General features: G+C 73.6%; 28 protein-coding genes. 12 read left to right on the forward strand and 16 right to left on the reverse strand.

Annotated features, from left to right (window positions below; all coding sequences use genetic code 11):
* Positions 1-83 precede the first annotated feature (83 nt).
* On the reverse strand, positions 84-1,463 hold the full coding sequence (locus GXP74_RS24180; RefSeq protein ID WP_182453345.1) for an aminotransferase class I/II-fold pyridoxal phosphate-dependent enzyme: 1,380 nt from the start codon (positions 1,461-1,463) through the stop codon (positions 84-86).
* 76 nt (positions 1,464-1,539) lie between these two features.
* Here GXP74_RS24180 and GXP74_RS24185 point away from each other — a divergent pair, with 76 nt between their 5' ends.
* The 6 genes from GXP74_RS24185 (at position 1,540) to GXP74_RS24210 (ending at position 6,529) form a co-directional block, all read left to right on the forward strand.
* Positions 1,540-2,178 carry an FMN-binding negative transcriptional regulator gene (locus GXP74_RS24185; protein ID WP_182453346.1) on the forward strand — a complete coding sequence of 213 codons (639 nt, stop codon included), beginning with the start codon at positions 1,540-1,542 and terminating at the stop codon, positions 2,176-2,178.
* A 162-nt stretch (positions 2,179-2,340) separates the two neighbouring features.
* On the forward strand, positions 2,341-3,753 hold the full coding sequence (locus GXP74_RS24190) for a sugar porter family MFS transporter (RefSeq protein WP_182456598.1): 1,413 nt from the start codon (positions 2,341-2,343) through the stop codon (positions 3,751-3,753).
* 276 nt (positions 3,754-4,029) lie between these two features.
* Positions 4,030-4,533 (forward strand): restriction endonuclease, encoded by a 504-nt coding sequence (locus GXP74_RS40910; RefSeq protein ID WP_370468458.1) that lies wholly within the window; start codon positions 4,030-4,032, stop codon positions 4,531-4,533.
* Positions 4,534-4,668: 135 nt separating this feature from the next.
* Positions 4,669-4,878, forward strand: a complete 210-nt coding sequence (locus GXP74_RS24200; protein WP_182453348.1) for a hypothetical protein — start codon at positions 4,669-4,671, stop codon at positions 4,876-4,878.
* A 72-nt stretch (positions 4,879-4,950) separates the two neighbouring features.
* Positions 4,951-5,268, forward strand: a complete 318-nt coding sequence (locus GXP74_RS24205) for a DUF6191 domain-containing protein (RefSeq protein ID WP_182453349.1) — start codon at positions 4,951-4,953, stop codon at positions 5,266-5,268.
* Positions 5,269-5,338: 70 nt separating this feature from the next.
* Complete coding sequence (locus GXP74_RS24210; RefSeq protein ID WP_182453350.1) at positions 5,339-6,529, forward strand: hypothetical protein; 1,191 nt, start codon at positions 5,339-5,341, stop codon at positions 6,527-6,529.
* 187 nt (positions 6,530-6,716) lie between these two features.
* On the opposite strand, the gene GXP74_RS24215 is transcribed toward GXP74_RS24210, so the two are convergent.
* From GXP74_RS24215 to GXP74_RS24225, 3 genes are all read right to left on the reverse strand, one after another.
* Positions 6,717-7,064 carry a hypothetical protein gene (locus GXP74_RS24215; protein WP_182453351.1) on the reverse strand — a complete coding sequence of 116 codons (348 nt, stop codon included), beginning with the start codon at positions 7,062-7,064 and terminating at the stop codon, positions 6,717-6,719.
* Between the two features lie 149 nt (positions 7,065-7,213).
* The gene (locus tag GXP74_RS24220) at positions 7,214-7,627 is read right to left on the reverse strand and encodes a hypothetical protein (protein ID WP_182453352.1); all 414 of its coding nucleotides are present in this window, start codon (positions 7,625-7,627) and stop codon (positions 7,214-7,216) included.
* A 98-nt stretch (positions 7,628-7,725) separates the two neighbouring features.
* Complete coding sequence (locus GXP74_RS24225; protein ID WP_182453353.1) at positions 7,726-7,917, reverse strand: hypothetical protein; 192 nt, start codon at positions 7,915-7,917, stop codon at positions 7,726-7,728.
* Between the two features lie 174 nt (positions 7,918-8,091).
* Between GXP74_RS24225 and GXP74_RS24230 the strand changes: the two genes are divergently transcribed.
* The gene (locus tag GXP74_RS24230; protein ID WP_182453354.1) at positions 8,092-8,814 is read left to right on the forward strand and encodes a GntR family transcriptional regulator; all 723 of its coding nucleotides are present in this window, start codon (positions 8,092-8,094) and stop codon (positions 8,812-8,814) included.
* Positions 8,815-8,829: 15 nt separating this feature from the next.
* On the opposite strand, the gene GXP74_RS24235 is transcribed toward GXP74_RS24230, so the two are convergent.
* Complete coding sequence (locus GXP74_RS24235; protein ID WP_182453355.1) at positions 8,830-9,762, reverse strand: NADP-dependent oxidoreductase; 933 nt, start codon at positions 9,760-9,762, stop codon at positions 8,830-8,832.
* 98 nt (positions 9,763-9,860) lie between these two features.
* Here GXP74_RS24235 and GXP74_RS24240 point away from each other — a divergent pair, with 98 nt between their 5' ends.
* The 3 genes from GXP74_RS24240 (at position 9,861) to GXP74_RS24250 (ending at position 11,801) form a co-directional block, all read left to right on the forward strand.
* Positions 9,861-10,484 (forward strand): TetR/AcrR family transcriptional regulator, encoded by a 624-nt coding sequence (locus GXP74_RS24240; protein ID WP_182453356.1) that lies wholly within the window; start codon positions 9,861-9,863, stop codon positions 10,482-10,484.
* Positions 10,485-10,575: 91 nt separating this feature from the next.
* Positions 10,576-11,460, forward strand: a complete 885-nt coding sequence (locus GXP74_RS24245; RefSeq protein ID WP_225448144.1) for a hypothetical protein — start codon at positions 10,576-10,578, stop codon at positions 11,458-11,460.
* Positions 11,461-11,543: 83 nt separating this feature from the next.
* On the forward strand, positions 11,544-11,801 hold the full coding sequence (locus tag GXP74_RS24250; RefSeq protein ID WP_182453357.1) for a hypothetical protein: 258 nt from the start codon (positions 11,544-11,546) through the stop codon (positions 11,799-11,801).
* Between the two features lie 95 nt (positions 11,802-11,896).
* Here GXP74_RS24250 and GXP74_RS24255 read toward each other — a convergent pair whose 3' ends face one another.
* From GXP74_RS24255 to GXP74_RS24275, 5 genes are all read right to left on the reverse strand, one after another.
* The gene (locus tag GXP74_RS24255) at positions 11,897-12,208 is read right to left on the reverse strand and encodes a hypothetical protein (protein ID WP_182453358.1); all 312 of its coding nucleotides are present in this window, start codon (positions 12,206-12,208) and stop codon (positions 11,897-11,899) included.
* A gap of 101 nt (positions 12,209-12,309) precedes the next feature.
* Entirely contained in the window at positions 12,310-13,080 is a 771-nt protein-coding gene (locus GXP74_RS24260; RefSeq protein ID WP_182453359.1) for an enoyl-CoA hydratase family protein, read from the reverse strand.
* Positions 13,081-13,228: 148 nt separating this feature from the next.
* Entirely contained in the window at positions 13,229-13,894 is a 666-nt protein-coding gene (locus tag GXP74_RS24265) for a response regulator transcription factor (protein ID WP_182453360.1), read from the reverse strand.
* Positions 13,891-15,159: a sensor histidine kinase gene (locus tag GXP74_RS24270; RefSeq protein WP_225448145.1), complete on the reverse strand. Its 1,269-nt coding sequence runs from the start codon at positions 15,157-15,159 to the stop codon at positions 13,891-13,893. Before GXP74_RS24270 ends, GXP74_RS24265 begins: the two co-directional genes overlap by 4 nt.
* Before the next feature lie 104 nt (positions 15,160-15,263).
* Positions 15,264-16,574 (reverse strand): geranylgeranyl reductase family protein, encoded by a 1,311-nt coding sequence (locus tag GXP74_RS24275; protein ID WP_182453361.1) that lies wholly within the window; start codon positions 16,572-16,574, stop codon positions 15,264-15,266.
* Between the two features lie 170 nt (positions 16,575-16,744).
* Here GXP74_RS24275 and GXP74_RS24280 point away from each other — a divergent pair, with 170 nt between their 5' ends.
* Complete coding sequence (locus GXP74_RS24280; RefSeq protein WP_182453362.1) at positions 16,745-17,578, forward strand: GH25 family lysozyme; 834 nt, start codon at positions 16,745-16,747, stop codon at positions 17,576-17,578.
* Here GXP74_RS24280 and GXP74_RS24285 read toward each other — a convergent pair.
* The 6 genes from GXP74_RS24285 to GXP74_RS24310 form a co-directional block, all read right to left on the reverse strand.
* Positions 17,544-18,416, reverse strand: a complete 873-nt coding sequence (locus GXP74_RS24285; protein WP_182453363.1) for a DUF4184 family protein — start codon at positions 18,414-18,416, stop codon at positions 17,544-17,546. The two genes, GXP74_RS24280 and GXP74_RS24285, sit on opposite strands and share 35 nt — an antisense overlap.
* 61 nt (positions 18,417-18,477) lie before the next feature.
* Positions 18,478-19,503 (reverse strand): NUDIX domain-containing protein, encoded by a 1,026-nt coding sequence (locus GXP74_RS24290; RefSeq protein WP_182453364.1) that lies wholly within the window; start codon positions 19,501-19,503, stop codon positions 18,478-18,480.
* Between the two features lie 88 nt (positions 19,504-19,591).
* Positions 19,592-21,001 (reverse strand): acyl-CoA synthetase, encoded by a 1,410-nt coding sequence (locus GXP74_RS24295; RefSeq protein WP_182453365.1) that lies wholly within the window; start codon positions 20,999-21,001, stop codon positions 19,592-19,594.
* Positions 21,002-21,115: 114 nt separating this feature from the next.
* A complete protein-coding gene (locus GXP74_RS24300; RefSeq protein ID WP_182453366.1) occupies positions 21,116-22,087 on the reverse strand; it encodes an electron transfer flavoprotein subunit alpha/FixB family protein in 972 nt (323 codons plus the stop codon).
* Between the two features lie 52 nt (positions 22,088-22,139).
* Positions 22,140-22,925 carry an electron transfer flavoprotein subunit beta/FixA family protein gene (locus tag GXP74_RS24305; protein WP_182453367.1) on the reverse strand — a complete coding sequence of 262 codons (786 nt, stop codon included), beginning with the start codon at positions 22,923-22,925 and terminating at the stop codon, positions 22,140-22,142.
* Positions 22,926-23,254: 329 nt separating this feature from the next.
* A complete protein-coding gene (locus tag GXP74_RS24310) occupies positions 23,255-23,671 on the reverse strand; it encodes a thioredoxin family protein (RefSeq protein ID WP_182453368.1) in 417 nt (138 codons plus the stop codon).
* Between the two features lie 269 nt (positions 23,672-23,940).
* Here GXP74_RS24310 and GXP74_RS24315 point away from each other — a divergent pair, with 269 nt between their 5' ends.
* A complete protein-coding gene (locus GXP74_RS24315; RefSeq protein ID WP_182453369.1) occupies positions 23,941-24,426 on the forward strand; it encodes a DUF4395 domain-containing protein in 486 nt (161 codons plus the stop codon).
* Positions 24,427-24,502: the final 76 nt, after the last annotated feature.

Consider the following 24,502-nt stretch of genomic DNA (forward strand, 5'->3'; position numbering starts at 1 on the left):
GGGCAGGCTGTCGGAACCAAGACTACCGAACGGTCGGTCGGTTCACAATGGCCTGCCCGGGCGCGCCGCCGCACCGGACCGGATCACACCCCGCGCACGTCACCCCCGCGCACCCGCAGCGTCGAGGCGATGTCCTCCGCCAGTCCCGGCAGCTCGGCCGGGGCCAGTGAGGAGACGGTCACCCGCACCCCGGGCGGCGAGTCGAGCCGGAACCGGCTGCCGGGCGCGACCGCCCAGCCGCGCTGAAGCAGCCCGGCGACGGTGGCGGTCTCGTCGGTCACCGGCACCCAGATGTTCAGCCCGCTGCGCCCGCGCGCCGCCACCCCGCGCGCGGCCAGCTCGGCGATCAGCCCGTCCCGCCGGGAACGGTAGGAGGCCGCGATGACCGCGGTGTCCTCGGCCGACCAGAGCGCGGCCACGGTCCGCTGGAGCAGGTGGCTCACCCAGCCCGCGCCCAGCCGCTGCCGTCCGCGCACCCGGTCCAGGGTGTCGCCGTCGGCGGCCAGGACGGCCACCCGCAGGTCCGGGCCGAGCGACTTGGCGGCGGACCTGAGCAGCGCCCAGTGCGTGGTGGTGGCCCGCCCGTCGGGTCCGGCGCCGAGCAGCTGGAAGTGCTGGTCGACGATGGCGTGACCGTGGTCGTCCTCGATCAGCAGCACGTCCGGGTGGAGCGAGAGCAGTGCTCTCAGTTCGGACGCCCGCTCCGCGCCGAGCGCCGCGCCGGTGGGGTTCTGCGCCCGGTTGGTCACCACGACCGCGCGTACCCCCTGGTCCAGCGCCCGGGCCAGCTCGCCCGGCAGCGGTCCGTCGTCGTCCACGGCGACCGGCACCGCCTTCAGCCCGAGCGCGGGCAGCAGGTCCAGCAGGCTGCCCCAGCCCGGGTCCTCCACCGCGACACCGTCGCCCGGGCGCAGCCGGGCCAGGAAGATCCGCTCGATGGCGTCCAGCGAGCCGGACGCGACCGCGATCCCCTCCGCTCCGGCGCCGGGCGCGCCGCCCAGCCTCGGCAGCGGCACCCCGTCCGCCGCGAAGGCGGCCGCCGCCAGCGCCCGCAGGCCCGGATCCAGCGCCGGACCGCCGTAGAGCACCTGCCCGGTCGCGTGCGCCCGGGCCGCCTGCCGGGTGGCCTGCTCCAGGTCGGGCAGCAGGGCCAGGTCCGGGTTGCCCTGGGACAGGTCCCGCACGCCCTCCGGGACGTCGAGCCGCACCGCGTCGCGGGAGGTGTGCGCGGGCCGGGCGCGGACCCGGCTGCCGCGCCGTCCGGCGGTCTCGATCACTCCCCGGTCGCGCAGCAGCCGGTAGGCGGCGGCGACCGTGTTGGGGTTGACGCCGAGCTCCCCGGCCAGCTCCCGCAGCGGCGGGAGCGCCGCCCCCGGCGGCAACTCCCCCTCGCCGACCGCACGTTCGACGTCGGCGGCGATCTCCGTGGCGCGACGCCCATGAATCCGATAATCTCCTAGCACAAAGATCATTATGCACTAGTACAGATACGGTGTCGACCCTCGCCCGGGTCGCCCCCCACGGCCACGAGGAGCGCCGATGCTGATCAACCCATGGGACCAGGGCGGCGACCAGGAGTGGCGGGCCTGGCTGGCCAACCGGGACTTCGGCCTGCTCGCGGCGAACGGCCCGGACGGCGCCTCACCGATCCTGGTGCCCACCCCCTTCCTCTACGAGGGCGGCGACGAGGTGCTGCTGCACCTGGCCCGCCCGAACCCGGTGTGGCAGGCGGTCGAGGCCAACCCCCGGCTCACCCTCGCGGTGACCGACGACTACGCGTTCATCCCCGGCCCCTGGCGTCCCCCGGCGGACACCCCGCCCGCGGACGGCGTGCCCACCTCCTACTACGCCTCGGTCCACCTGGTCGGCACCGCCACCGTGATCGACGACCCGGCGCAGAAGGCGGCCCTGCTGGACCGGCAGCTGAGCCGGTTCCAGCCGGAGACCCCGATCGCACCCATCGTCCCCGGCCGGCCGCCGTTCGGACGGATGCTCTCGGCCATCCGCTGGCTGCGGCTGGAGGTCACCGAAGTGCGCGCGAAGTTCAAGTACGACGACAAGAAGGACGTCACGCTGCAGACCGCGGTCGCCGAGCGGCTGGCCGCACGCGGACGCCCGCTCGACCCCGGCGCCCGGGTCCAGCTGCTGCGCCGCCGGGACGCCCGCGCGGACCGGTGAGCGGTCGCCGCTGGTACGTCCGGGCTAGCCGCCTGCCCCGGACGGACCAGGGAACCGCCGCGCCGCGGGCCGGGTCGGGAGGACTTTCCTAGGCTGTCCAGACGGACCATCAGTCCGGCGCCGCCGCGAGGGCGGCTCCGGCTGCGCCCCAGGGAGCCTCCACTGACCACGACCGCGCACAGTCGACCCGCCGGAGAGGCCAACCTCGGCCACATCATCTTCATCGCCGCCGCGGCTGCCATGGGCGGCTTCCTGTTCGGCTACGACAGCTCGGTGATCAGCGGCGCGGTGACCGGCATCCAGCACCATTTCAAGGTCGGCAACGGCGAGACCGCGCTGGTGGTCTCCTCGGCACTGCTCGGCTCGGCGGTCGGCGCGGCGGGCGCGGGCGGCATGGCGGACCGGATGGGCCGGATCCGGGTGATGCAGATCGCCGGTGTGCTGTTCGCGATCAGCGGCGTCGGCTCGATGTTCCCGCCCAGCATCTTCGTCCTCGGCGTCTGGCGGGTGATCGGCGGCCTGGCCATCGGCATGGCCTCGGTGATCGCCCCCGCCTACATCGCCGAGGTCGCCCCACCGGCGGTACGCGGTCGGCTGGCGTCCTTCCAGCAGGCCGCGATCGTGCTCGGGATCTTCATCTCGCAGCTGGTGAACTACGCCCTCAACCAGGGCGCGGGCGGCAACCCCAACGACCACATCGCCGGTATCCAGGCGTGGCAGTGGATGCTCGGCGCGGAGACCGTCCCGGCGCTGGTCTACTTCCTGATGACCTTCGCCATCCCGGAGTCCCCGCGCTTCCTGATCGCCAGCGGCCGAATCGACCGGGCCCGCGCGGTGCTCACCGACATCGAGGACCCGGGCACCGACATCGACGCCCGGATCGCCGAGATCCACGGGGTCATCCAGACCGAGCACAAGAGCCGCTTCGCGGAGCTGCTGGGCGGCCGGGCCGGGCTGAAGACGATCGTCTGGGTCGGCATCGGGGCCTCGGTGTTCCAGCAGTTCGTCGGCATCAACGTGATCTTCTACTACTCCTCGCTGCTGTGGCAGTCGGTCGGGATCAACGCCAGCAACTCGCTGCTGATCAGTGTCTCCACCTCGCTGGTGAACATCGTCGGCACGGTCATCGCCATCGTCCTGGTCGACCGCATCGGCCGCCGCCCGCTGGCGCTGGCCGGCTCCGCCGGGATGGCCGTCTCCCTGGGCACCGCCGCCTGGGCCTTCTCCTACCGCCACGGCACCGGCACCAGCGCCACCCTGCCCAACCTCCAGGCGACGGTGGCACTGGTCGCGGCGCACATCTTCGTGCTCTGCTTCGCCTTCTCCTGGGGCGTGGTGGTCTGGGTACTGCTCGGCGAGATGTTCCCGAACAAGATCCGCGCCCTCGCCCTCTCCGTCGCGGCCTCCGCCCAGTGGATCGCCAACTGGGCGATCACCGTCAGCTTCCCGACCATGTCCGACTGGAACCTGTCGGCCACCTACGTCATCTACGCCTGCTTCGCCCTGCTCTCGATCCCGTTCGTCTACTTCTGCGTGAAGGAGACCAAGGGCCGGACGTTGGAGTCCATGGGCTGACCCCGCCGCCGCGCCCCGCCCGGATGCCCCCGCCCGGATGCCGCCGCCCGAGATCGACGGACCGCGCCAACAGCCGTCCGCCGGTGGCCTCCGCGCGGGACAATGTGCGAGACCTTGGGGGACTTCATGGCCAGACGCCGCCCGGCGCGCAGGTACACCGCCTCTCGCAGGCCCTCCTCTCGCAGGCCGGCCTCCCGCAGACCCACGAAGCGCCGCCCGTCGCGGCCCGTCCCGCCCGCGTCGAAATGGATCGCGGCAGCGGTCACGACCGCCGTCGTGCTCGCCGCAGCCCCGGTGTTGGGCGCCGTCCTGCTGGTCGGCCTGGTCGGCTACGCGGGCCTGACCATCTCCGCCCGGCGCAAGGCCGGGGCCTTACGCGCCATCCAGCTGGGGCACATCGGCGCCTATCACCGGATGACGCCCAGGCAGTTCGAGCACGCGCTGGCCGACCTGTGCCGACGCGACGGCTGCACCCAGGTGACGGTGGTCGGTGGCGCGGGCGACCTCGGGGCGGACGTCCTCGCGACCACGCCGGACGGGCGGCGCATGGTCATCCAAGCCAAGCGGTACGCGCTCACGAACAAGGTCGGTTCACCCGAGGTGCAGAAGGTCGGCGGCACGTACGCGGTCGTGCACCGAGCCCAACTGGCCGCCGTCGTCACCACCTCGGGCTACACCAGGGCGGCCGTCGACTACGCGGCGCGGGCCGGGATCCGGCTGTACGGCCAGTGGGAACTCGCAGGCTGGGCCGCACGGACCGGCCCCGCGCCGTGGCAGTAGCGCGGCGGCCCCGGCCGGGCGCGCGCGGGTGACCGTCAGGCGGCGGTGGCGAGGCCCAGGTGTTCCGGAGCAGCGGCGTAGCCCGGATGCCCCGCCCCGATGGCGGTCCGGCGCGGGCACGCCGATGCTGGCCGCATGAGTGATGAGCGCGACTGGCCCGAGGCGATCGTCTACTTCCGCGAGGACCAGCAGCTGAGCCCGCCCGGGGCGCAGATGCAGACCAGCGGCCACGTGTCCTTCGAGGGTGCCTGGCTGCACATCCGGCTGCGCGACCGCGACGAGGTCGTCACCGTGCGCGCGGACGCGGTGGACCGGGTGGTCCGACGCCTCCCCGAGAAGCCGTAGCACCCCGCCGGGAACCCGCCCGCTGCTCCGGCCGTTGTCCAGCCGAGCACCGGAAGCGGCGAGGGGAAGCACATGGTGTACCTGTTTGCGATGAGCATTCCCGGCCTGGTCTGCCTGCTCACCCTGATCGCGATCCTCGACCAGCTGGCACTGCGCGCGGGCAGGGCCAGGTGGATCCCGTGGCGGGGCACGGGCCGCGAGGGCCAGATCTCGGCCACCGGCTTCGAGCAGCTGCACGCGACCTTCGCCGCCGGGAAGCAGAACGAGCTGGACGAGCGCAAGACCTCGCTGATGCTCCGCGACGACCAGGGCGACGGCGCGCCGCCGCGGAGCAGAGTGGATCTCGACGGCGGACGGGCCGTACTCCAGCTGACCCACCCCAAGGACTGACCCACGTCGCCGTCCCGCTTGCCGCGCTAATTCGATTGACTCTCGCCCCGCCCGTTTCGATACTCACGCTGTGATCGACAAGCCGAACACGGATGACAGTCCCCTGCCACTGCTGTGGCTCTACGGCCCCGGTGGGGTCGGCAAGAGCGCCGTCGGCTGGGAGCTGTTCACGCGGCTGAGCCGGGAGGGCACGCCGATCGGCTATGTCGACATCGACCAGATCGGTATGTGCTACGCGGCACCCACCGCGGAGAACTGGGTACCTGAGCCGGCCTCCGACCGCGTGCGCTACCGGCTGAAGTCCCGGAGCCTGGACACGGTCGCCGCGCGGTTCCGAGCGGCCGGAGCGCGCGGGCTGATCGTCTCCGGGATCATCGATCCGGTCCGTGGCATCGACACCTCGCTCCTGCCGCACGCCGCGGTGACGCCGTGCCGCCTGCGCGTGGATCGCGATGAGCATCTGCGCCGGCTCACCGCACGCGGGCGGCCGGACGAACCGCTCGACGAGATCCTGCAGGACGCCGAGGACCTGGACCGCAACAGCTTCCCCGGCGTCGTCATCGACACGACCGGCCTCGATCTGGCGGACGTGCTGGGCCAGGTCTCGAAGAAGACGTCAGGGTGGCCGGGATCCAGCGCGGTGCGGCCGTCCGCGGGCGCGGCGTACGGCGGGACGGCGGAGGCTCCGGGTGAGATCCTGTGGTTGTCCGGTCCGACGGGGGTCGGCAAGTCCACGGTGGGCTGGTCTGTCTACATGAAGTCCCGGTTGGCCGGGCTGCACACCGCGTTCCTCGACCTGGACCAGGTCGGCTTCCTCCGCCCCGCCTCCGCCGAGGACCCGGGCAATCATCGGCTCAAAGCGGGCAACCTCGCCGGGATCTGGCGCAATTTCTCCGCGAGCGGCACGCGGCGGCTGGTCATCCTTGGTCCGCTCGACCGTCCCGAGGCGGCGGAGCTCTACCGCGCTGCTCTGCCCGAGGCCACGATGACACTGTGCCGGATGGGTGTCGGCCGCGCACAGCTCGACGACCGGATCGCGCGGCGCGGCCGGGGCGAGGCGCCAGGCATCGCCGGCGACGAGCTCAAGGGTCTGCCCCAGCAGGCGCTGCGCGAGGCCTGCGACCGAGCCTGGGCCGAAGCGCTGGCGTTCGAGCGCAGCGGCGTCGCGGATTTCAGCGTGGCCACCGACGGCCGGACCTCGCCAGAGATCGCCGAGGAGATCCTCGATCGGGTGGGCTGGGTGCGCGCGACGGGCACGTGACCGGTGGTGCGGCCGTCCGCCACTGCTGCGCGAGGAGGACCGCGTCCCCCTGCGCCGCCCCTCCCCCCAGGACGAGGCCGCTCGCTACGGCGAACCGACACCCACGTCGGTGCGGTGCGCCAGCCGTTCGAGGGCGCGGCCATCCGACCCAGCCCCGAGCCTGATCAGCTCACCGGCGCGGACCCCGTCACGGGAGCCAGCGCTTCGCCGTCTCAACGCTGCTCTCGATACTCTCGTTGAACGCGACAGCGACCTGGGGCGAATGACGGCGGATCAGGTTCACAACCTGCTCGAAGAGCGGCAACAGCTCTGCCTTCGTACGGAGCCCACCCCCGACGATGATCACATCCCACGGCCCCTCGGCCAGCGATCCGAGAACGGCCGATTCGGCTGAGTCATTGGGCATGACCATCGTCATCGTCACGTCAATACTGTGCTCGGCGAAACGCGTGGCCTCTTTCTCCAGCCTGGTAAGAACGTCTTCCGAGTTGGGCAGATCCGCAGGGTCGTAGCCAATGAGAAGTACCGAAGGCATATGACTATGCCTACCAATTTTCACCCGTCCCTCACCCCGACTGACACTGCCTCACTCCATCGGGTGGCACGCCCGGCACCCCGCCCCCGCACAGCGTCAAAAAGCGCCAGAGCCCACCACACCACGACCGACGCAGGCGCGTGCCAGCCTCAGCCAGCGGACGCTACCCGAGGTGCCGCCGACTCGACTGGGGGATTCGACCGCAGCTCGGCTCCCGCCAGCAGCAGGAACTTACGGGTGGACTCCCGGCAGTAGTGAATCCGCCGAGCAAGCCCGGAGACCGAGGCCCCGGCCTCGTACTGGCGGCGCAATTCCGTCAGGTCCACCGGGTGGGCGGTTCGCACCGGCCGGTACGCAGGCCGGATGGTCACCCCGGCCAGCCGCAGCACTTTCGCCACGTACTGCGTCGACCGGCCGACCTCTGCGGCGAGCAGCAACAGACTGGCCCCGGCCCGGTACCGGGGTGTCAGCCGCCTTCCCAGCTCGATCTCGTCCGCACGCGACAGCAGCCCCCGCAGCGTGAACACCTCGCCGCTCGCCTCCGCGAACAGACGGCGGACCAACGGGAGGTCATCGTCCGCACAGGCCTGGCGCACCGCCGCCGCGTATCGCGTGCGCGGGCTCTCGCCGCACGGTTGGCCGGAACGCGAGGAGGCATGTGTCACGCCGCACCGCCCACTCGGCCACGCAGGTCGGCCTGCGCCACCTTCACGTCGTAGGCGTCGTTGAATCGCGCCCAGCCGAGTGGATTCCCGTCCTCCCCCGCGACCGGTTCGCTCTCGACGGTCAGCCGCCAGAGCATCGCCGATCGGTCCCACACGATCGACAGCGCCAGTGAAACCAGTGAACGCAACGACCCGCCTCCTCGTCTGCCTAACCCGCCTGTCGCCAGGGCGCGCAGCAGCGACGCCCCGTCAGGTCCGAGTGAACTAGTTCAGTGTCGGACTGACCGAAGCACTCACACGACGGTGTCGAGCGCTCTAGGTTGCTCAGTGACGGAGACTCAGACGGATGGAGAGGCAGGCTCATGCCCGTTCCCAGGACATTCACCGTGATCGCGGACAGCTTCCGGCAGCGCATCCTGTCCGGCGAGCTGGAACCCGGCACAAAGCTTCCGACGAACCGGGAGATCAGTGGGCAGTGGCAGGTGGCGGCCGCCACCGTCTCCCGGGCGCTACAGGCGCTCCAGGTGGAGGGGTTCATCCGAACCACCCCGCGTGGCACCTTCGTCGCCGACGAGCCCAAGGTCGGACTCTCCAGTCGGGATCGGCTCGCTCGGGTGCAGCGGGTGAAGTCGATCCTCGCCGAGGGTGAGACCAGCCGGGTGACGGCCGCAGGTCTGGTCGTCCCGCCGCTGTACGTGGCCGAGTTGTTCGATCTGGACGCCGGAGACCAGGTCGTCCGCCGGGAGTGGATCTCCGGCCGGGGGCAGACCCGGACGACCTTCGCCGTCACCTGGTACCCGGCCCAGTTCGCAGCCCTGGTGCCCGACCTGCTGAGCACCGCCCCCGGCAAGAACGCCGGACTGACCGCCCGCGTACTGGAGGCCACCGGCCGGTCCATCACCCACGCCCGGGAGGACATGCACGCCAGGCAGGCCGACGCCCGCGAGGCCTCAGCCCTCGGCCTCGCCGTCGGTACCGCCATCCTCGCCGGAGCCCACCGCTGGAGCGACGACGCCGGAGTCGTCGAGTACGGCGAGTGGTGCCTCCCGCCCCGGTTCACCCTCGGCTACGAGTACCAGCTCTGAGGCGTCGGAGTGGCGTCAGACGGTGAGCACGATCTTGCCCTGGGTGCGGCCGGACTCGACGAGGTGGTGGGCCTTGGCGGCTTCGGCCAGCGGGAGGGTGTGCTCCACGTGGGGGCGCAGCTTGCCCGCGTCGGCCAGGGCGGCGAGGGCTTCCAGGCCGACGTGGTCGGGCTCCACGGTGATCCCGGCGAAGCGTCGCCCGGCGGCGACGGTCGCCGCCCGGAGTTCGGCGTTGGCGCGGTCCACGATGGTGACCAGGAGGCCGCCGGGGCGCAGCGCGCGGATCGACCGGGGGCCGTACTCGCCGCCCACGGCGTCCAGTACCACGTCGGCGTCGTTGACCGCCTCGGTGAAGTCGGCGCTGCGGTAGTCGATGACGTCGTCCGCGCCGAGGCCGCGGACGAAGTCGTGCTTGTCCGCTCCGGCGGTGGCGATCACCCGGGCGCCGCGGGCCTTCGCGATCTGGACGGCCAGGTGGCCGACGCCACCGCCGCCCGCGTGGACGAGCACCAACTGCCCGGCCCGCACGTCGGCCGCGTCCACCAGGCTCTGCCAGGCGGTGAGCCCGGCCAGGGGCAGGGCCGCCGCGTGGGCGTGGTCGAGCGCGGCCGGTTTGCGCGCCAGCTGCCGGGAGGGCACGGCGACGTACTCGGCGTAGGAGTTTCCGGCCCTCGGAAAGAAGGGCATGCCGAAGACCTCGTCGCCGACCTGGAATCGGGTGACGCCGGGGACCACCTCCTCGACCACGCCCGAGAGGTCCCAGCCGAGGATGAACGGAGGCTCGCCGAGCAGCGGGAAGGCCCCGGAGCGCACCCCCGCGTCGACCGGGTTGACGGAGGCCGCGCGGACCCGGACCAACACCTCGGAAGGCAGCGGCCGCGGCCGCTCCACCTCGGTGAGCTCCAGTACCCCGGGACCGCCGAAGGAACGCTGGGTGATCGCGCGCATGTCGGTAACTCCTGCTTCTCGTATGTGAGTTGTAGCTTTAGCGATCGCTTCAGGCGTAGAACATAGCACGTCTTTAGCGATCGCTATAGACTCCTTCCATGACAACCGCACGCGTCGGACGGCGCGCCTTCGACCGGGAGCAGGCCCTGGAGACCGCGCTCAGGGAGTTCTGGCTGCACGGCTACGAGACGACCTCGGTCGCCGCGCTCACCAAGGCGATGGGCATCAACCCGCCGAGCCTGTACGCGGCCTTCGGCGACAAGCGGCAGCTGTTCCGTGAGGCCGTCCAGCGCTACGCGGACAGCTACGGCAGTTACGCCGCCCGGGCGCTGGCCGAACCGACGGCGCGCGGCACGGTGGAGGCGATGCTGCGACTGGCCGCCGCCGAGTACACCGACCCCGGGCACCCCCCGGGCTGCCTGGTCATCAACGGCGCGACCAACTGCACCCCGGCGGCCGCGGAGGTCAAGGCCGAGCTGCGGGCGTTGCGCGAGGGAACCAAGTACGCCCTGGAACAGAAGATCCGTGCCGATGTCGACCACGGCCTGCTGCCCGCGGACACCGACGCCGCCGCGCTGGCCTCGTTCTACGCGTCCGTCATGCAGGGCATGAACACCCAGGCCTGCGACGGGGTCGGCCGCGAACTGCTGGACCGGGTGGTCGACGCCGCCCTCCGGGCCTGGCCCACCGCCCGGAAGTTCGCCCAGCCGCAAGGAGACTGACGCCCCTTCGACGCCCCGTGGTGCTGGCACACTCCCTCCATTGCCGACAGACTTGGCTGGTCCTCGTCAACTCTTGAGACGGAGCCCTGCCTTGACTCACTCCCACCGGGTCCGGACCAACGCCCGTACGCTGGCGCTCGCCGCAGGCGCCGTCCTGTTCGCCGCGACCGCGTCGGCCGGGACCGCCCACGCCGCCGCGCCGGTGTGGACCGAGACCGGTAGCAGCCTGCAGAGCACCCTCACCGCGGGCGAGGGGGTGACCACCGTGCACGCGCCGGGCGGCGGCGACACCGTGCTCTACCGGGGCCTGGGGTCGATCCCGCTGTCGGTGCTGGTCCAGGGGTGGACCCACATCGGCGACCCGGACTCCGCCGACGGGTACGTCTTCGACGCGTACCAGAGCGGCGCGAGCACCCCGACCAGCAAGATGTTCCGGGTGACCACCCCGTCCGGGGCCGCCTACGAGTACACCCACACGCTGGTCCCCGGGGAGCTGTACAACAACTCCTTCGACGCCGTCTCGCCGGACACCCAGTGGATGGTCGCCGGCGAGTGGGGCACCATGTCGCACCTGCAGATCTACCCGACACCGCTGCTCAACCCCGCCACCGGGCGCACCGGCGGCAGCCTGGACCTGTCCGGGCTGATCCAGCTCGACCACCCGGTCAACGACGTCCAGGGCTGCGACTTCACCAGCGCCACCCAGCTCGTCTGCGCCTCCGACGACTCCTCGCGGACGCTGTTCCCGGACGCCGAGCCGCTGCTGGAGATCGACCTCTCGGGCCCGCTGACCGGCGGCGACACCACCGGCCACGTCACCGACATCGGCGCCGTCCCGGAGCACAGCATCTGCTCCGGAACCTACGAGGACGAGGGCGTCGACTACGACACGGCGACCGGGGTGCTGCGGGTGGAGATGATCCAGCCCAGCGTCTGCGGAGCGGTCACCACGGTCTACACCTACCAGCGGGCCTGACGGTTCTCCCGGTCCCGGCCCTCCGGGGGCCCGCGCGCCCGGCTCGACGTGCGCGCGGGCGGAACCGGTCGGACGATGGGTCCATGTTCGAACGCAAGCCCAGCACCGTCGTCCCGCAGGACCCGCAGACCGACTGGATCCAGGCGGAGGTGTTCTTCCGCGAGGGCCAGAAGCTCGACGACCGCTTCCCGCAGCTGCGGGCCGGGGGCGAGGTGCGCTTCGAGGGCGGCTGGCTGCATTTCCGGCCCGGCCGGGACACCCCCGCCAAGGACGCCGCGCTGAAGGTGGTCACCGTGTCGGCCGAGGCGGTCAAACGCGTGGAGTGGAAGGCCACCGACTGACGACGGCCCGCCTCCACTGCACGGCCCGCCTCCACCGCACGGCCCGCCCCCGCTGCACGGACAGAAGCAGCCGGGGCGGGCCGGGACCGGTGGGCCTACTCGCCGAAGTCCCCGCTGAGCGCGTCCTGGACCTCCGGACTGAGGTACAGCGGCGCGTCCAGGTTCTCGGCGTGCCAGGTCTGCGGGTAGCTGCGCCGGATCGCCTCCGACGGGCCGAGGCCCAGCAGGTCGCAGAAGAACGCCACGTCCCGCCCGTAGCCCCGGAAGTCGCGGATGACCGCCACGGTGCTGGTGTCGACCGGCGGCATCCGCGGCTCCTCCTCGTCCAGGTAGCGGTACCCGATGGCCAGGTAGACGCTGCCGATGTCCTCCATGGCGGCGCCGGGCGTGCTCCAAATGGTCTTCATGGGTCCGTTGTGCCCGGGTATGCCCGAATGAAAACGGACCCTCCAGCTCCAGTTGCCCCGGCGCCCGCCCAGGCCGCACGGCGGCCCGCCACCCGAACGGCTCAGTCGCCCAGCGCCCAGTTCGGCGGGCGCCGCTCCAGGAACGACAGCATCCCCTCGCGCGCCTCCGCCGAGCCGAACAGCAGCGCCGACTGCGCCACCATCGACTCCTCGTCCCGGTCGAAGGTCCGCAGCAGCTCCGCCGTCACCAGCCGCTTGGTCTCCGCCAGGCCCTGCGGGGACGCCTTGCGGAAGCTGTCCAGCAGGCCCGCCACCGCCCCCTCCGGGTCCGCGGACGCCTCGCTGACCAGGCCGATCCGCTGCGCCTCGGCGGCGTCGAAGACCGCGCCGGTGAGGTACCAGCGGGCCGCGCCGCGCGGCTCCAGCCGGGACAGCAGCGCCAGCGAGATCACCGCCGGGGCGAGGCCGAGCCGCACCTCGGTGAAGGCGAAGGTCGACTTCGGACCGGCCACCACCAGGTCGCAGGCGCCCAGCAGCCCCAGGCCGCCCGCCCGGACATGGCCGTCCACCCGGGCCACCACCGGCTTGGCCAGCTCCGCCACCGAGCGCATGGTGGCGACCAACCGGCGCGGGTTGGCGGTGGGGTCGCCGCTGGTCGCCTCCGAGAGGTCGGCGCCCGCACAGAAGGTGCCGCCGGTGTGGGTGAGCACCACCGCCCGGACCGCCGGGTCCTTCCCGGCCTCGGCCAGCCCCTGCTCCAGCTCCGCGACCAGGCGCGAGGAGAGCGCGTTGCGGTTGGCCGGGGAGTCCAGCACGAGGGTCGCGACCCCCTGCTCGACGCCGTAGCTGACCAGGGGCGGGGTCTCGGACATGGGTGGGGGTCCTTTCGTTGCGGTCCGCATGCTGAGATGTGACGCTACTCCCCCGGCTGCCGCCCGGTAAGGATCATGCCCCGGGAAGCGGCCGGGATCACACCCCGAGCCGCGGACCACCGGTGGACACCGGGCCGCCGCCCCCGGCTCAGCCCAGCCAGCCGGGCCGGACCAGCCCCGACTCGTACGCCAGCACCACCAGTTGCGCCCGGTCCCGGGCGCCCAGCTTCACCATCGCCCGGCTGACATGGGTCTTGGCCGTGAGCGGGCTGACCACCAGCCGTCCGGCGATCTCGTCGTTCGACAGGCCGAGGCCGACCAGCGCCACCACCTCGCGCTCGCGGTCGGTCAGCCGCTCCAGCGGGGCGGAGGGCTCCGGCTCCTTGGAGCGCGCGGCGAACTCCGCGATCAGTCTGCGGGTGACCCCCGGCGACAGCAGCCCGTCCCCGCCGTGCACCGCGCGGACCGCGCGGACCAGCTCGGCCGGTTCGGTGTCCTTCACCAGGAAGCCCGCCGCCCCCGCCCGCAGCGCCTCGAACACGTACTCGTCCAGTTCGAAGGTGGTCAGCACCACCACCTTCACCCCGGCCAGCGCCGGATCGCCGGAGATCAGCCGGGTGGCCGCGAGCCCGTCCTGCTCCGGCATCCGGATGTCCATCAGCACCACGTCCGGTACCTGCTCCCGGGCCAGCCGGACGGCGGCCAGGCCGTCGTCGGCCTCGGCCACCACCGTGATGTCGGGCTGGGCGTCCAGCAGCGACCGGAACCCGGCCCGGACCAGCAGTTGGTCGTCGGCGAGCAGGACACGGATCATGGCATCTCCCTCGGTGCGTGTCGGGGCAGTTCGGCCCGGACCTCGAAGCCCGCGCCCAGCGGGCCCGCGCTGACGCCGCCGCCGAGCGCGGCGGCCCGCTCGCGCATCCCGGCCAGCCCGCTGCCGGAGCCCCCGGCGCGCGGCCCGCCGGTCGCCGACAGCGGCCCCGGGTCGGTGACCCGCACCAGCACCGCGTCCGCCCGGTAGCCGACCACCACCTCGGCGGTCCGCGCCGAGGAGTGCCGGATCACGTTGGTCAGGCCCTCCTGGACGATGCGGAAGGCGGCCAGGCCCACCCCCTGCGGCAGCGGCGCGGGCTCGCCCTCGATCCGCAGTGCGACCGTCAGACCGGCCGCCGCCGCCTGCCGGACCAGCTCGTCCAGCCGGTCCAGGCCCGGCTCCGGCGCGCGCGGCGCGGCGCTGCCAGGCGTCCGCAGCGCGCCCAGCACCTGGCGTACCTCGCCGAGGGCGTCCTTGCTGGTCTGCTTGATGGTGGTGAGCGCCCGGCGGGCCTGCTCCGGATCGCCGTCCAGCAGCTCCAGGGCCACCCCCGCCTGGACGTTGATCAGCGAGATGCTGTGCGCGAGCACGTCGTGCAGCTCCCGGGCGACGGCGATCCGCTGCTCGTCGGCGATCCGCTGCTCGCGTTCGGCGCGGGCCCGCTGCCACTGCTGGCGGTGCTCGGTGCGGGTGCGGACCACCTCGGCGGCCAGCACCACCAGCAGCAGCCAGGCCAGCAGGCCGACTTCGGTGGGGGCGTGGAAGCGGTGCGTGCCCAGCGCCACCGCCAGGTGCACCGCGTACAGGCCGCCGACCGAGAGCCAGGCCGCCCGGCGGTGCCCGGACAGCACCGCGCCGACGAAGCCGACCACGAAGCTCAGGAACACCGGGCCGACCTGGAAGCCCGCCCACACGTAGACCGCCGCGACCGCGCTGGTGCCCGCGCAGGCGGCCACCGGCCAGCGGTCGCGGACCACCAGGCACAGCGGCCCGAGCAGCAGCAGCGCGTACCCGAACGGGTCCAACAGGTGCTGCGGGTGGCCGTGCTGCTGCACCACCCGGGTACCGACCAGCTGGACGACGGCGACCACCACCGGGAGGAACAGCGGCCCGCGCCGCCCCCGGCCGGAGCCCCTGGGCGTTCGGCCGCCCCAGGGGCCGCCGAAGCCGGCTCCGGGCGGGCGGTCGTCGCCCGACCACCGGTGCTCCCGTCCGCGCCGCGCCCACCCGGGCGGGCCGGGGCGGCCGTCCGCGTCCCAGGTCATGCCTGCACCGTAGGTCATCGGCCGGGGCCCGGGCATCGCCCCGGCGCGGTGCCGCGCCGTACTCCCGGGGTAGTAGCCGACCCCCGGGGTCGTGGCCGGGGGTCTCAGCGGCGGATCAGCATCATCAGGGTCTGCCGTCCGAGACCGTGCGAACGCGCCAGCCCGGCAAAGGTGGTGTGCCCCTGGGTGACCCGGGCGAAGGCCCGCCACGCCGGGCGCAGTCCGATCGCGGCGATGTGGAAGGCGCGCGGGCGGCGCTCGAACGCGGACATCAGCTTGCGGCCGATGCGCATCTCCTGGCCCAGGTCGGCCCTGATGGCGGAGGTGTAGCCGAGGGCCTGCCGGTTCACCTCGGTCGGGTCCTGCGCCGCGGCGACCCGCACCGCCCACTCCCCGGCGAGCCGGCCCGAGCGCAGCGCGTAGGAGATGCCCTCCCGGGTCCACGGCTCCAGCAGGCCCGCCGCGTCGCCCGCGACCAGCACCCGGCCCTTGGCCAGCGGCGAGTCGTCGGCGCGGCAGCGGGTGAGGTGGCCGGACTCGATCGACGGCTCGAACCCGGCCAGGCCGAGCCGGGTGATGAACTCCTTGAGGTAGGCCCGGGTCTCCGCGCCCTTGCCCCGGGCGGCGATCACGCCGACGGTGAGGCTGTCGCCCTTGGGGAAGACCCAGCCGTAGGAGCCGGAGATCGAGCCCCAGTCCAGCAGGACCCGACCGGTCCACTGCGCGGCGACCTCCGGCGGGACCGGGATCTCCGCCTCCAGGCCGAGGTCCACCTGGTCGAAGGTGACCCCGACGTGCGCGCCGGTGCGTCCGGCGCTGCCGTCCGCGCCGACCACGCTGCGGGCGAGCACGCTGCGGCCGTCCTGGAGGATGACGGTGACCAGGCCGTCCGGCTCCGGCCGCAGGCCGCTGACGGCGACGCCCGTGGCCGGCACCGCGCCCGCCTTCTCCGCGCACTGGACCAGCCGCTCGTCGAACTCGTCCCGGTTGACCAGGCCGAAGAGCATCCGCTGGGAGCGGCGGGTGCGCGGCAGTTTGCCGTCCATGGTGAAGGTGATGGCGTGGACCCGGTCCTTGAGCGGGAGCTGGAAGCCGGGCGGCAGGGCGTCCCGGGAGGGGCCGATGATGCCGCCGCCGCAGGTCTTGTAGCGGGGCGGGGCCGCCTTGTCGAGCAGCAGCACCCGCCGCCCCTCGGCGCCCGGGGCGGAGGCCGCCGCGTAGGCGGCCGAGGATCCGGCGGGACCGGCGCCGACGACCACGACGTCCCAGACACCGCCGAGTTCGTCCGCCTCCGGCTCGTCGCGGTCGCGGCCCTCGGCGGCGAGGCGGTGCGCGGACGCGTCCTCGCTGGGGTCGTCGCTGGGGTCGTCGCTGGTCGGGTTCTGCTCGCCGCTGGGGCCCTGGGTCTGCGTCACGCTTCCTCATATTAGCCGCCATCACCCCCGGACCTGCGTCAACCGGCGGCCGGGCGGCCGGTTGCCGGTCCCGGGCGGCCACCTCGGAACCGGTCCGGCGGCCCGGCTGAACTCGGGCGGGCGGGCCCGATAACCTCTCGCGCACGGACGCAGTTGAGGGGAGCTCGCGCATGACGATAAGCGGTATCGACGTCTCCGACTACCAGGGCCCGGCACCGGACCTGTCCGGTGCTTCGTTCGCGTTGGTGAAGGCCACCGAGGGGACCACCTTCGTCAGTTCGGTCCAGGCCGCCCAGGCCGCGCACGCCCGGGCCGGGGGCCTGCTGGTGGGCTGGTACCACTTCCTGTGGCCGGGCGACATCGAGGCGCAGGCGCAGTGGTTCGTCACCAAGTGCGGCAGTGTGCCCGGTGACACGCTGTGGATCGACTGGGAGACGACCACGGCCGGTACCAGTGCCAGCGGCGCCGAGAAGGACGCGATGCTGGCCGCGGTCAAGGCGCTGCGGCCGGACCACCGCGTCGGACTGTACTGCGATCTGACGTTCTGGAAGACCGTCGACACCACCTCGGACTGCGGCGACGGCCTGTGGATCGCCGACCCGGACTCACCGGCCGGGCAGCCCGCGGTGGAGCACCCGTGGGTCATCCACCAGTGGGGCGTCAGCGGCGTCGACCACGACGTGGCCGACTTCCCCAGCGTCGAGGCGATGCGGCAGTGGGCGGCCGTGCCCGCGCCGAAGCCCCCGGCCGACGCCTACCAGCCGTACCCGGGCGCGGACTGGTTCCAGGTCGGCCGGGTGTCGCCGATCATCGGCCGGATGCACGACCGGCTGGTGGCGGTGGGCTGCGACCGCTACAAGTCGACGCTCGACAAGGACGTCATCGGCAGCGGCGACATCAGCAGCTACGAGGCCTGGCAGCGCAAGTGCGGCTTCGTCGGGGCCGCGGCGACCTGGCCGCCCGGCCTCCTCAGCTGGGACCGGCTCCAGGTCCCGGCCTCCTGAGCGCCGCTGGGGCGGCGGCAGCGTCGGGCGGCTCGGGGCGGCGCGGCGGCGGGCCGAGGGTGACCCGGGCGGCCAGCGCGTAGGCGGTGGCCGCGGCGGCGGCCCCGGCCCCGCCGCCGAAGCTGACGGTGGCCACCAGGCTGGACAGCGAGGGCCTGCCGCCGCCGCGCGGGGCCTCCCGGGCCAGCCGGTGCAGCGCGCCGACCGCCGCGCCGGCGCCGATGAACGCGGTGGCGCCGCGGCGGACGGCGGGCCGCAGGGTGATCCGGCGCGGCACCGGGGTCGCCGCGCGCAGCCGCCGCCCGCCGTCGGCGGCGAGCAGGCCGAGGCCGATCGCCGAGGTGGACCACTGCAGTGCCAGCGGCACCGGCACCCCGGCCACCTCCCGGCGCAGCGCCGGGACGAGTCGCTCGCCGACCCGGCCGACATGGGTGAAGGCGTCCCAGCCGACGTGGGTGAGCGCGCCGAGCGCGGCGGAGGCGGTGAACCAGGCGGCGTCGTAGGGGTCGCGCTTGCCGACCGGGGCGGTCAGGGCCTCCGCGCGGTCGGCCCAGGGCTCCGGCAGCAGCGCCACCAGCGGCTCGCGCAGCAGCCCGTGCCAGGCGCCGACCAGTCCGGCGGCGATGGCGACGTCCAGCGTGGCCACGGCCCAGGCGCGGTGGGTGGCCGCGCCGATGCCGTAGCTGCCCGGGAGCAACGACTGCGCGAAGTACGGGAGGTCGGGCGCGAGCGATCCGGCGACGAGAGCGGAGGCGATCAGCGGGCCGTGCGGGCGGCCGTCCCGCGGCGGCGGCAGGAAGGGCAGGACGGCGGCGGGGTGGCTGAAGGTGAACGGCACGGCCCCATCCTGCCCGCTGCGGCCCCCGCCCGCACAGCGGTCCCGGCTGCCGGTGGTGGGTTCAGCTGTCGCCGACGGCGGTCCCGGCCTCCAGGTAGCGGACCTCGGCGGCGGCCTTGGCCCGCAGCGCGGCGGCGAGCCGCCGGCGCTTGCTCTCCGGGAGCAGCGCGCGCCACTCCGCCTCGCTGGTGAACCGCCAGCCGCGCAACTCCTCGGCCTGGAGCGCGACCGCCGCCGACTGCCCGGGGGTGAGCCGTCCGCCGTCGAAGACCAGGCGCAGGCCGCCGGTGCGCGGCCCCCGGTGCGGCTCCCAGTCGGTGACCAGCAGCCGCAGCCGGGTGGGGTCGAGCGGGATGCCCAGTTCCTCGGCCACTTCGCGGGTGGCGGCCAGCGAGGGCTGCTCGCCGTCCTCGACCACGCCGCCGGGGAACTCCCAGCCGGGCTTGTAGACCGGGTCCACCAGCAGCACCCGGTCCTGGTCGTCGAAGAGCAGCACCGCCGCCGCCACGGTGTCCCCGGTGTGCACCGAGTGCTCCACGATCGGACATCGGGCGGCCCCGGAGCGTACGATGTCGGCTATCCGCTCCGCCGCTTGACGGGGCGTCAGTTCGGTGCTGTCCACCAACGCCGCGTCCTGGAGCAGCCAGGAGCGGGCGCGCCGGTAGTCGGCCAGCTGGTCGAGCCGCCACTGCCGGGTGGCCGCGGACTCGGTCTCGTCGGCCTCGATCCGCTTCCGCAGGATCGTTTCCTCGGCGTGCAGCAGCACATGGTGCACCGGGACCCGGCGGGCCGCGACCGTGCCGAAGATCTCGTCCCGGTGGTCCTGGCGCAGCAGCGCCGTCGGCACGATCAGCGGTCCGGGCAGCTCCGCCAGCAGCGCCACCGCCGCCGCCGGGACCAACTGCCGCCAGGAGGCGTGGTCCTGAATGTCCGTCACCGCGTCCTGGCCTGCGGGCGGCAGTAGTTGCCGCAGTCCGGCGGCGACCGTCTCCGGCTCGAACAGCGTGCTGCCGGGCAGCAGCTCTCTCAACTCCCGGGCCGTGGCCGACTTTCCGACGCCGTATGTGCCGTTGACCCAGACAATCACGGTTCTGCCCCCTCGTCGCCGGCCGCTCCGGGCATCCTACGCAGCGAGCGGCCGGACGTCAGCGACGGCAGAACGGCCCCGCCGCTGTTCAGCCCTCCAGTTCCAGCAGTCGCTTCTTCAGCACCTTGCCCATGGCGTTCCGGGGCAGTTCCTCGACCAGCACCACCCGGCGCGGGCGCTTGTGCACCGAGAGCCGTTCGGCCACGAAGGCGGTCAGTTCGCCGCCGCTGACCTCGCCGGCCGGGATCACGTAGGCGACCACCGCCTGCCCGAGGTCGGCGTCCGGCGCGCCGATCACGGCCGCGTCGGCGACCGCCGGGTGGTCCCGCAGCGCGGCCTCGACCTCGCCCGCGCCGATCCGGAACCCGCCGCTCTTGATCAGGTCGACCGAGGCCCGGCCGACGATCCGGTGGAAGCCGTCCGGGCCGATCACCGCGACGTCGCCGGTGCGGAACCAGCCGTCCGGGGTCCGCGACTCGGCGTCGGCGTCCGGGCGGTGCAGGTAGCCGTCGCTCAGGGTGGGGCCGGAGACCTGCAACTCGCCGACGGTCTCGGCGTCGTGCGGCGCCGGGGAGCCGTCCTCGGCCAGCAGCCGGGTGCGCACCCCGGCCAGCGGCAGGCCGACGCTGCCGGGTCGGCGCTCGCCGTCCGCGCGGGTACTGAGGGTGATCAGGGTCTCGGTCATGCCGTAGCGCTCCACCGGGGCGTGCCCGGTCAGCGCGGCCAGCCGCTCGAACACCGGCACCGGCAGCGGCGCGCTGCCGGAGACCAGCAGCCGGGCCGGGGCCAGCGCCCGGGCCGCGGAGCCGTCGGCGGCCACCCGCGACCAGACCGTGGGCACGCCGAAGTACAGCGATCCGCCCGCCGCCGCGTACGCCTCGGGCGTGGGCCGACCGGTGTGCACCAGCGCGCCGCCGACCCGCAGCGGGCCCAGCGCGCCGAGGATCAGGCCGTGCACGTGGAACAGCGGCAGCCCGTGGACCAGGGTGTCCTCGGGGGTCCAGGCCCAGGCGTCGGCCAGGCCGTCCAGCCCGGCGGCGACCGCGTCCCGGCTGAGCAGTACGCCCTTGGGCGCGCCGGTGGTGCCCGAGGTGTAGAGGATGAAGGCGGTGCCGCCCGCCGGTTCGGCCGGGGCGTCGCCGCGTTCGGCCGGGTCGACAGTCAGCGTCCGGGCGCCGTAGGCCTCGGTGTCGGCGTCCCGGGCGGCGACCGCGAGCAGCGGCGCGGCCGAGTCGCGCAGGATGTGCTCGCGTTCCTTGGGCCCGGCGTCCGGCGGCACCGGGACCACCGGGACGCCCGCGAGCAGCCCGGCGACGGTCGCCACCACCGTCTCCAGCGTCGGCCGGGCGAGCACCGCGAGCGCCGGGGCCCCGGCGATCCGCGCGGCCAGCGCGCCTGCCGCCGACCGGAGTTGTTCGCGCGAGAGCGCTACCCCGTCGACCGACACCGCGTCGGGCGCGTCGCCATGGCGACCGTCCAGTGCGTCCAGCAAGCCCACTGCGCCTCCTCGTCCGTGACCTGCCGCGACCCTACGCCGAAGGGCCCCTGCTGCCGGAGCAGTCGGGGCCCTTCGGGGTGTGATCTACGGCTCAGCCCGGTCGGGCGGCCGGGGTCAGCCCTTGCGGGCCTTGACCTCGGCGGTCAGCTGCGGCAGCACGTTGAAGAGGTCGCCGACCACGCCGTAGTCGGCGAGCTCGAAGATCGGGGCCTCGGCGTCCTTGTTGACGGCGACGATGGTCTTCGAGGTCTGCATGCCGGCCCGGTGCTGGATCGCGCCGGAGATGCCGTTGGCGATGTAGAGCTGCGGCGAGACCTGCTTGCCGGTCTGGCCGACCTGGTTGCTGTGCGGGTACCACCCGGCGTCGACGGCGGCGCGGGAGGCGCCGACGGCCGCGCCGAGCGAGTCGGCCAGCTCCTCGACCACGCCGAAGCCCTCGGCCGCGCCGACGCCGCGGCCGCCGGAGACCACGATCGCGGCCTCGGTCAGCTCCGGGCGGCCGGTGGACACGCGCGGGGTGCGCGAGGTGACCTTGGTACCGGTGGCGGTGGCGGAGAACGCCACGGTGACGGTCTCGACCGCGCCCGCGGCCGGAGCGGCCTCCGGGCTGGTGGCGTTGGGCTTGACGGTGATCACCGGGACGCCGTGGGAGACCCGCGAGGTGGTGGTGAACGAGGCGGCGAACGCCGCCTGGGTGGCGACCGGGCCGCTGTCACCCGAGTTGAGGTCGACGGCGTCGGTGATCACGCCGGAGCCCAGCCGCAGGGCCAGCCGGGCGGCGATCTCCTTGCCCTCCCCGGAGGAGGTGACCAGCACGGCGGCCGGGGTCCCGGCGGCCTTGGCGATCTGCTCCAGGGCGTCGACCTTGGGCACCACCAGGTAGTCGGCGAACTCGGCGGCGTCGGCGGCGTACACCTTGGCCGCGCCGTACTCGCCGAGCTTCGCGGCCAGGTCGGCCGCGGCGGCACCGGCCCCGAGGAGGACGGCGGAGGGCTCGCCGATGCGGCGGGCCAGGGTCAGCAGTTCGAGGGTCGGCTTGCGCACGGCCCCCTCGACGTGGTCGACCAGGACGAGGACTTCACCCATTGCTCGGCTCTCCAGAAATGATGTGTCGTGAAGGATGTGGTGAGCGCTGGGCTCAGATGAACTTCTGCGCGGCCAGGAAGGCAGCCAGCTGCTTGCCGCCCTCGCCCTCGTCCTTGACGATCGTGCCCGCGGTGCGCGCCGGACGGGCGACGATGGTCTCCACCGCGGTCCAGGCGCCGGCCAGGCCGACCTCCTCCGCGTCGATGCCCAGGTCGTCCAGGTCCAGCGAGGTCACCGGCTTCTTCTTGGCGGCCATGATGCCCTTGAAGGACGGGTAACGGGCCTCGCCGGACTGGTCGGTGACCGAGACCACGGCGGGCAGGGCGGCCTCCAGCAGCTCGGTGGCCGCGTCCCCGTCGCGGCGTCCGCGCACGGTGCCGTCCTGCACGGTGACCTCGGAGAGCAGGGTGACCTGCGGCACGGCCAGGCGCTCGGCCAGCAGCGCGGGGACCACGCCCATGGTGCCGTCGGTGGAGGCCATGCCGCAGACGACCAGGTCGAAGCCGGTCTTCTCGATCGCCTTGGCCAGGATGGCGGAGGTGCCGATCACGTCGGTGCCGTGGATGTCGTCGTCGTTGACGTGGACGGCCTTGTCGGCGCCCATGGACAGGGCCTTCCGCAGGGCGTCCTTGGCGTCGTCGGGGCCGACCGTCAGCACGGTCACCTCGGCGTCGCCGGAGGCCTCGGCGATCTTCAGCGCCTGCTCCACGCCGTACTCGTCCAGCTCCGAAAGGAGCCCGTCGACGGAATCCCGGTCGGTCGTGGTGTCGTCGGCGAAGCGACGGTCACCGGTCGCGTCGGGCACGTACTTCACACAGACAACGATCCTCAAGCTCACGGCCTGTCTCCTGTACTGGTACTGGTCACATCCGGCATCTGTCGCTCAGGCAGGGGGGCGCGCCTGGTTCCAGCGCGTCCCGCCGACCGGATTCCCCGGAAGCATACTCGCGAGTAACTAATCCCATGCTACTCGCTAGTAGCTTACGTGACGAGCCCGGCCACTCTGCCGTGCCGACTGGCCCCCGGACACCCGTGACCAGCCGTGGCCTCATACTCCCCCACCCGAGCGCATCCATCCCCACGGCGCAGCCCAGAGCCACTGTGACATTGCGCCCATTGACCACCGCGCGGGGGGTTCCCGGGCCGCCGGGGGCGGGTCACGGTCCGTCAGTCGACGGCGAGCCCCAGCGCGGCGATCACGTCGGCCTTGCGCGGCTGCCCCGAGGCCCGCCGCACCAGCGCGCCACCGGCGTCCAGCACCAGCACCGTGGGCGTCCGCAGGATGTCGAGCCGCCGGACCAGGTCCAGCTGCGACTCGGCGTCGATCTCCACGTGGGCCACGCCGTCGACCAGCAGCGCCACCTCGCCCAGTACCCGCTTGGTCGCCCGGCAGGGCGCGCAGAAGGCCGAGGAGAACTGCACCAGCGTCGCCCGCTCCCCCAGCGCCGCGCCCAGGTCCTCCGCGCTGAGCCGCACCTCGCCGTCCCGCCCGCGCACCCGCAGCCTCCCGTCGCGGCGCATGCGCCACAGGCCGAAGACCGCCGACAGGGCCAGTACGGCCGCGCACACCACCAATCCAGTCATGGCCCCAAGGATGCACCGTCCGCGGCCTCTCGGGTACCACCACCGGCCGCGTACCATCGCGGCATGGACTCCAGCAGCGCGCCGCGGCCGCCGAGGCTGACCCGGCGGCTGGTCATCGACCTGTGCCGGGCCTGCGCCACGCGCTGTAGCTGACCGCGCCCCACCCGTCGCGCCCATTCCCCCGCGCGCCCATTCCCCCCGCGCCCATTCGCCGCGCATCCATGCCCCGCGGGTCCATGCCCTCGCGCGTCCCCAGACCGGAGTCCGCCATGCCCTCGTCCACGCCCGTCTCCCCCTCACCGTCCATAGCCGCCGCGCCCGCGCCCGCGCGGATCGACGCCCGCGGCCCGCGCTTCGCCGCCGTGCTGACCACCGTCGTGCTGGCGGTGGTGCTGATCACCGGCTCCGGCTGGCTGCTGGCCGCCCAGACGCTGGTCTTCGCCCTGGGCGCGCTCGGCGGCCTGGGCCGCTCGCCCTACGGATGGCTCTACCGCACCTTCGTCCGCCCCCGGCTCGGGCCGCCCACCGAGCTGGAGGACGCGGCCCCGCCGCGCTTCGCCCAGGCCGTCGGCCTGGGCTTCGCCCTGGTCGGCACGGTGGGCTACCTCAGCGGCGCGACCTGGCTCGGACTGGCCGCCACCGCGCTCGCGCTGGCCGCCGCCTTCCTCAACGCGGCCTTCGGCTACTGCCTCGGCTGCGAGGTCTACCTGCTGCTGCGCAGGGGGCAGCACTGGTTGCGACCTGCGGGCCAGTAGGCTGGAGTCCGGTCGGTGTGACCGCAGTCTCCCCCGATTGGTGGTGCTGGCCGCAGTGACACAGCGCCACCGCTCG

This window comes from Streptacidiphilus sp. P02-A3a (assembly GCF_014084105.1).
Taxonomy (GTDB): domain Bacteria; phylum Actinomycetota; class Actinomycetes; order Streptomycetales; family Streptomycetaceae; genus Streptacidiphilus.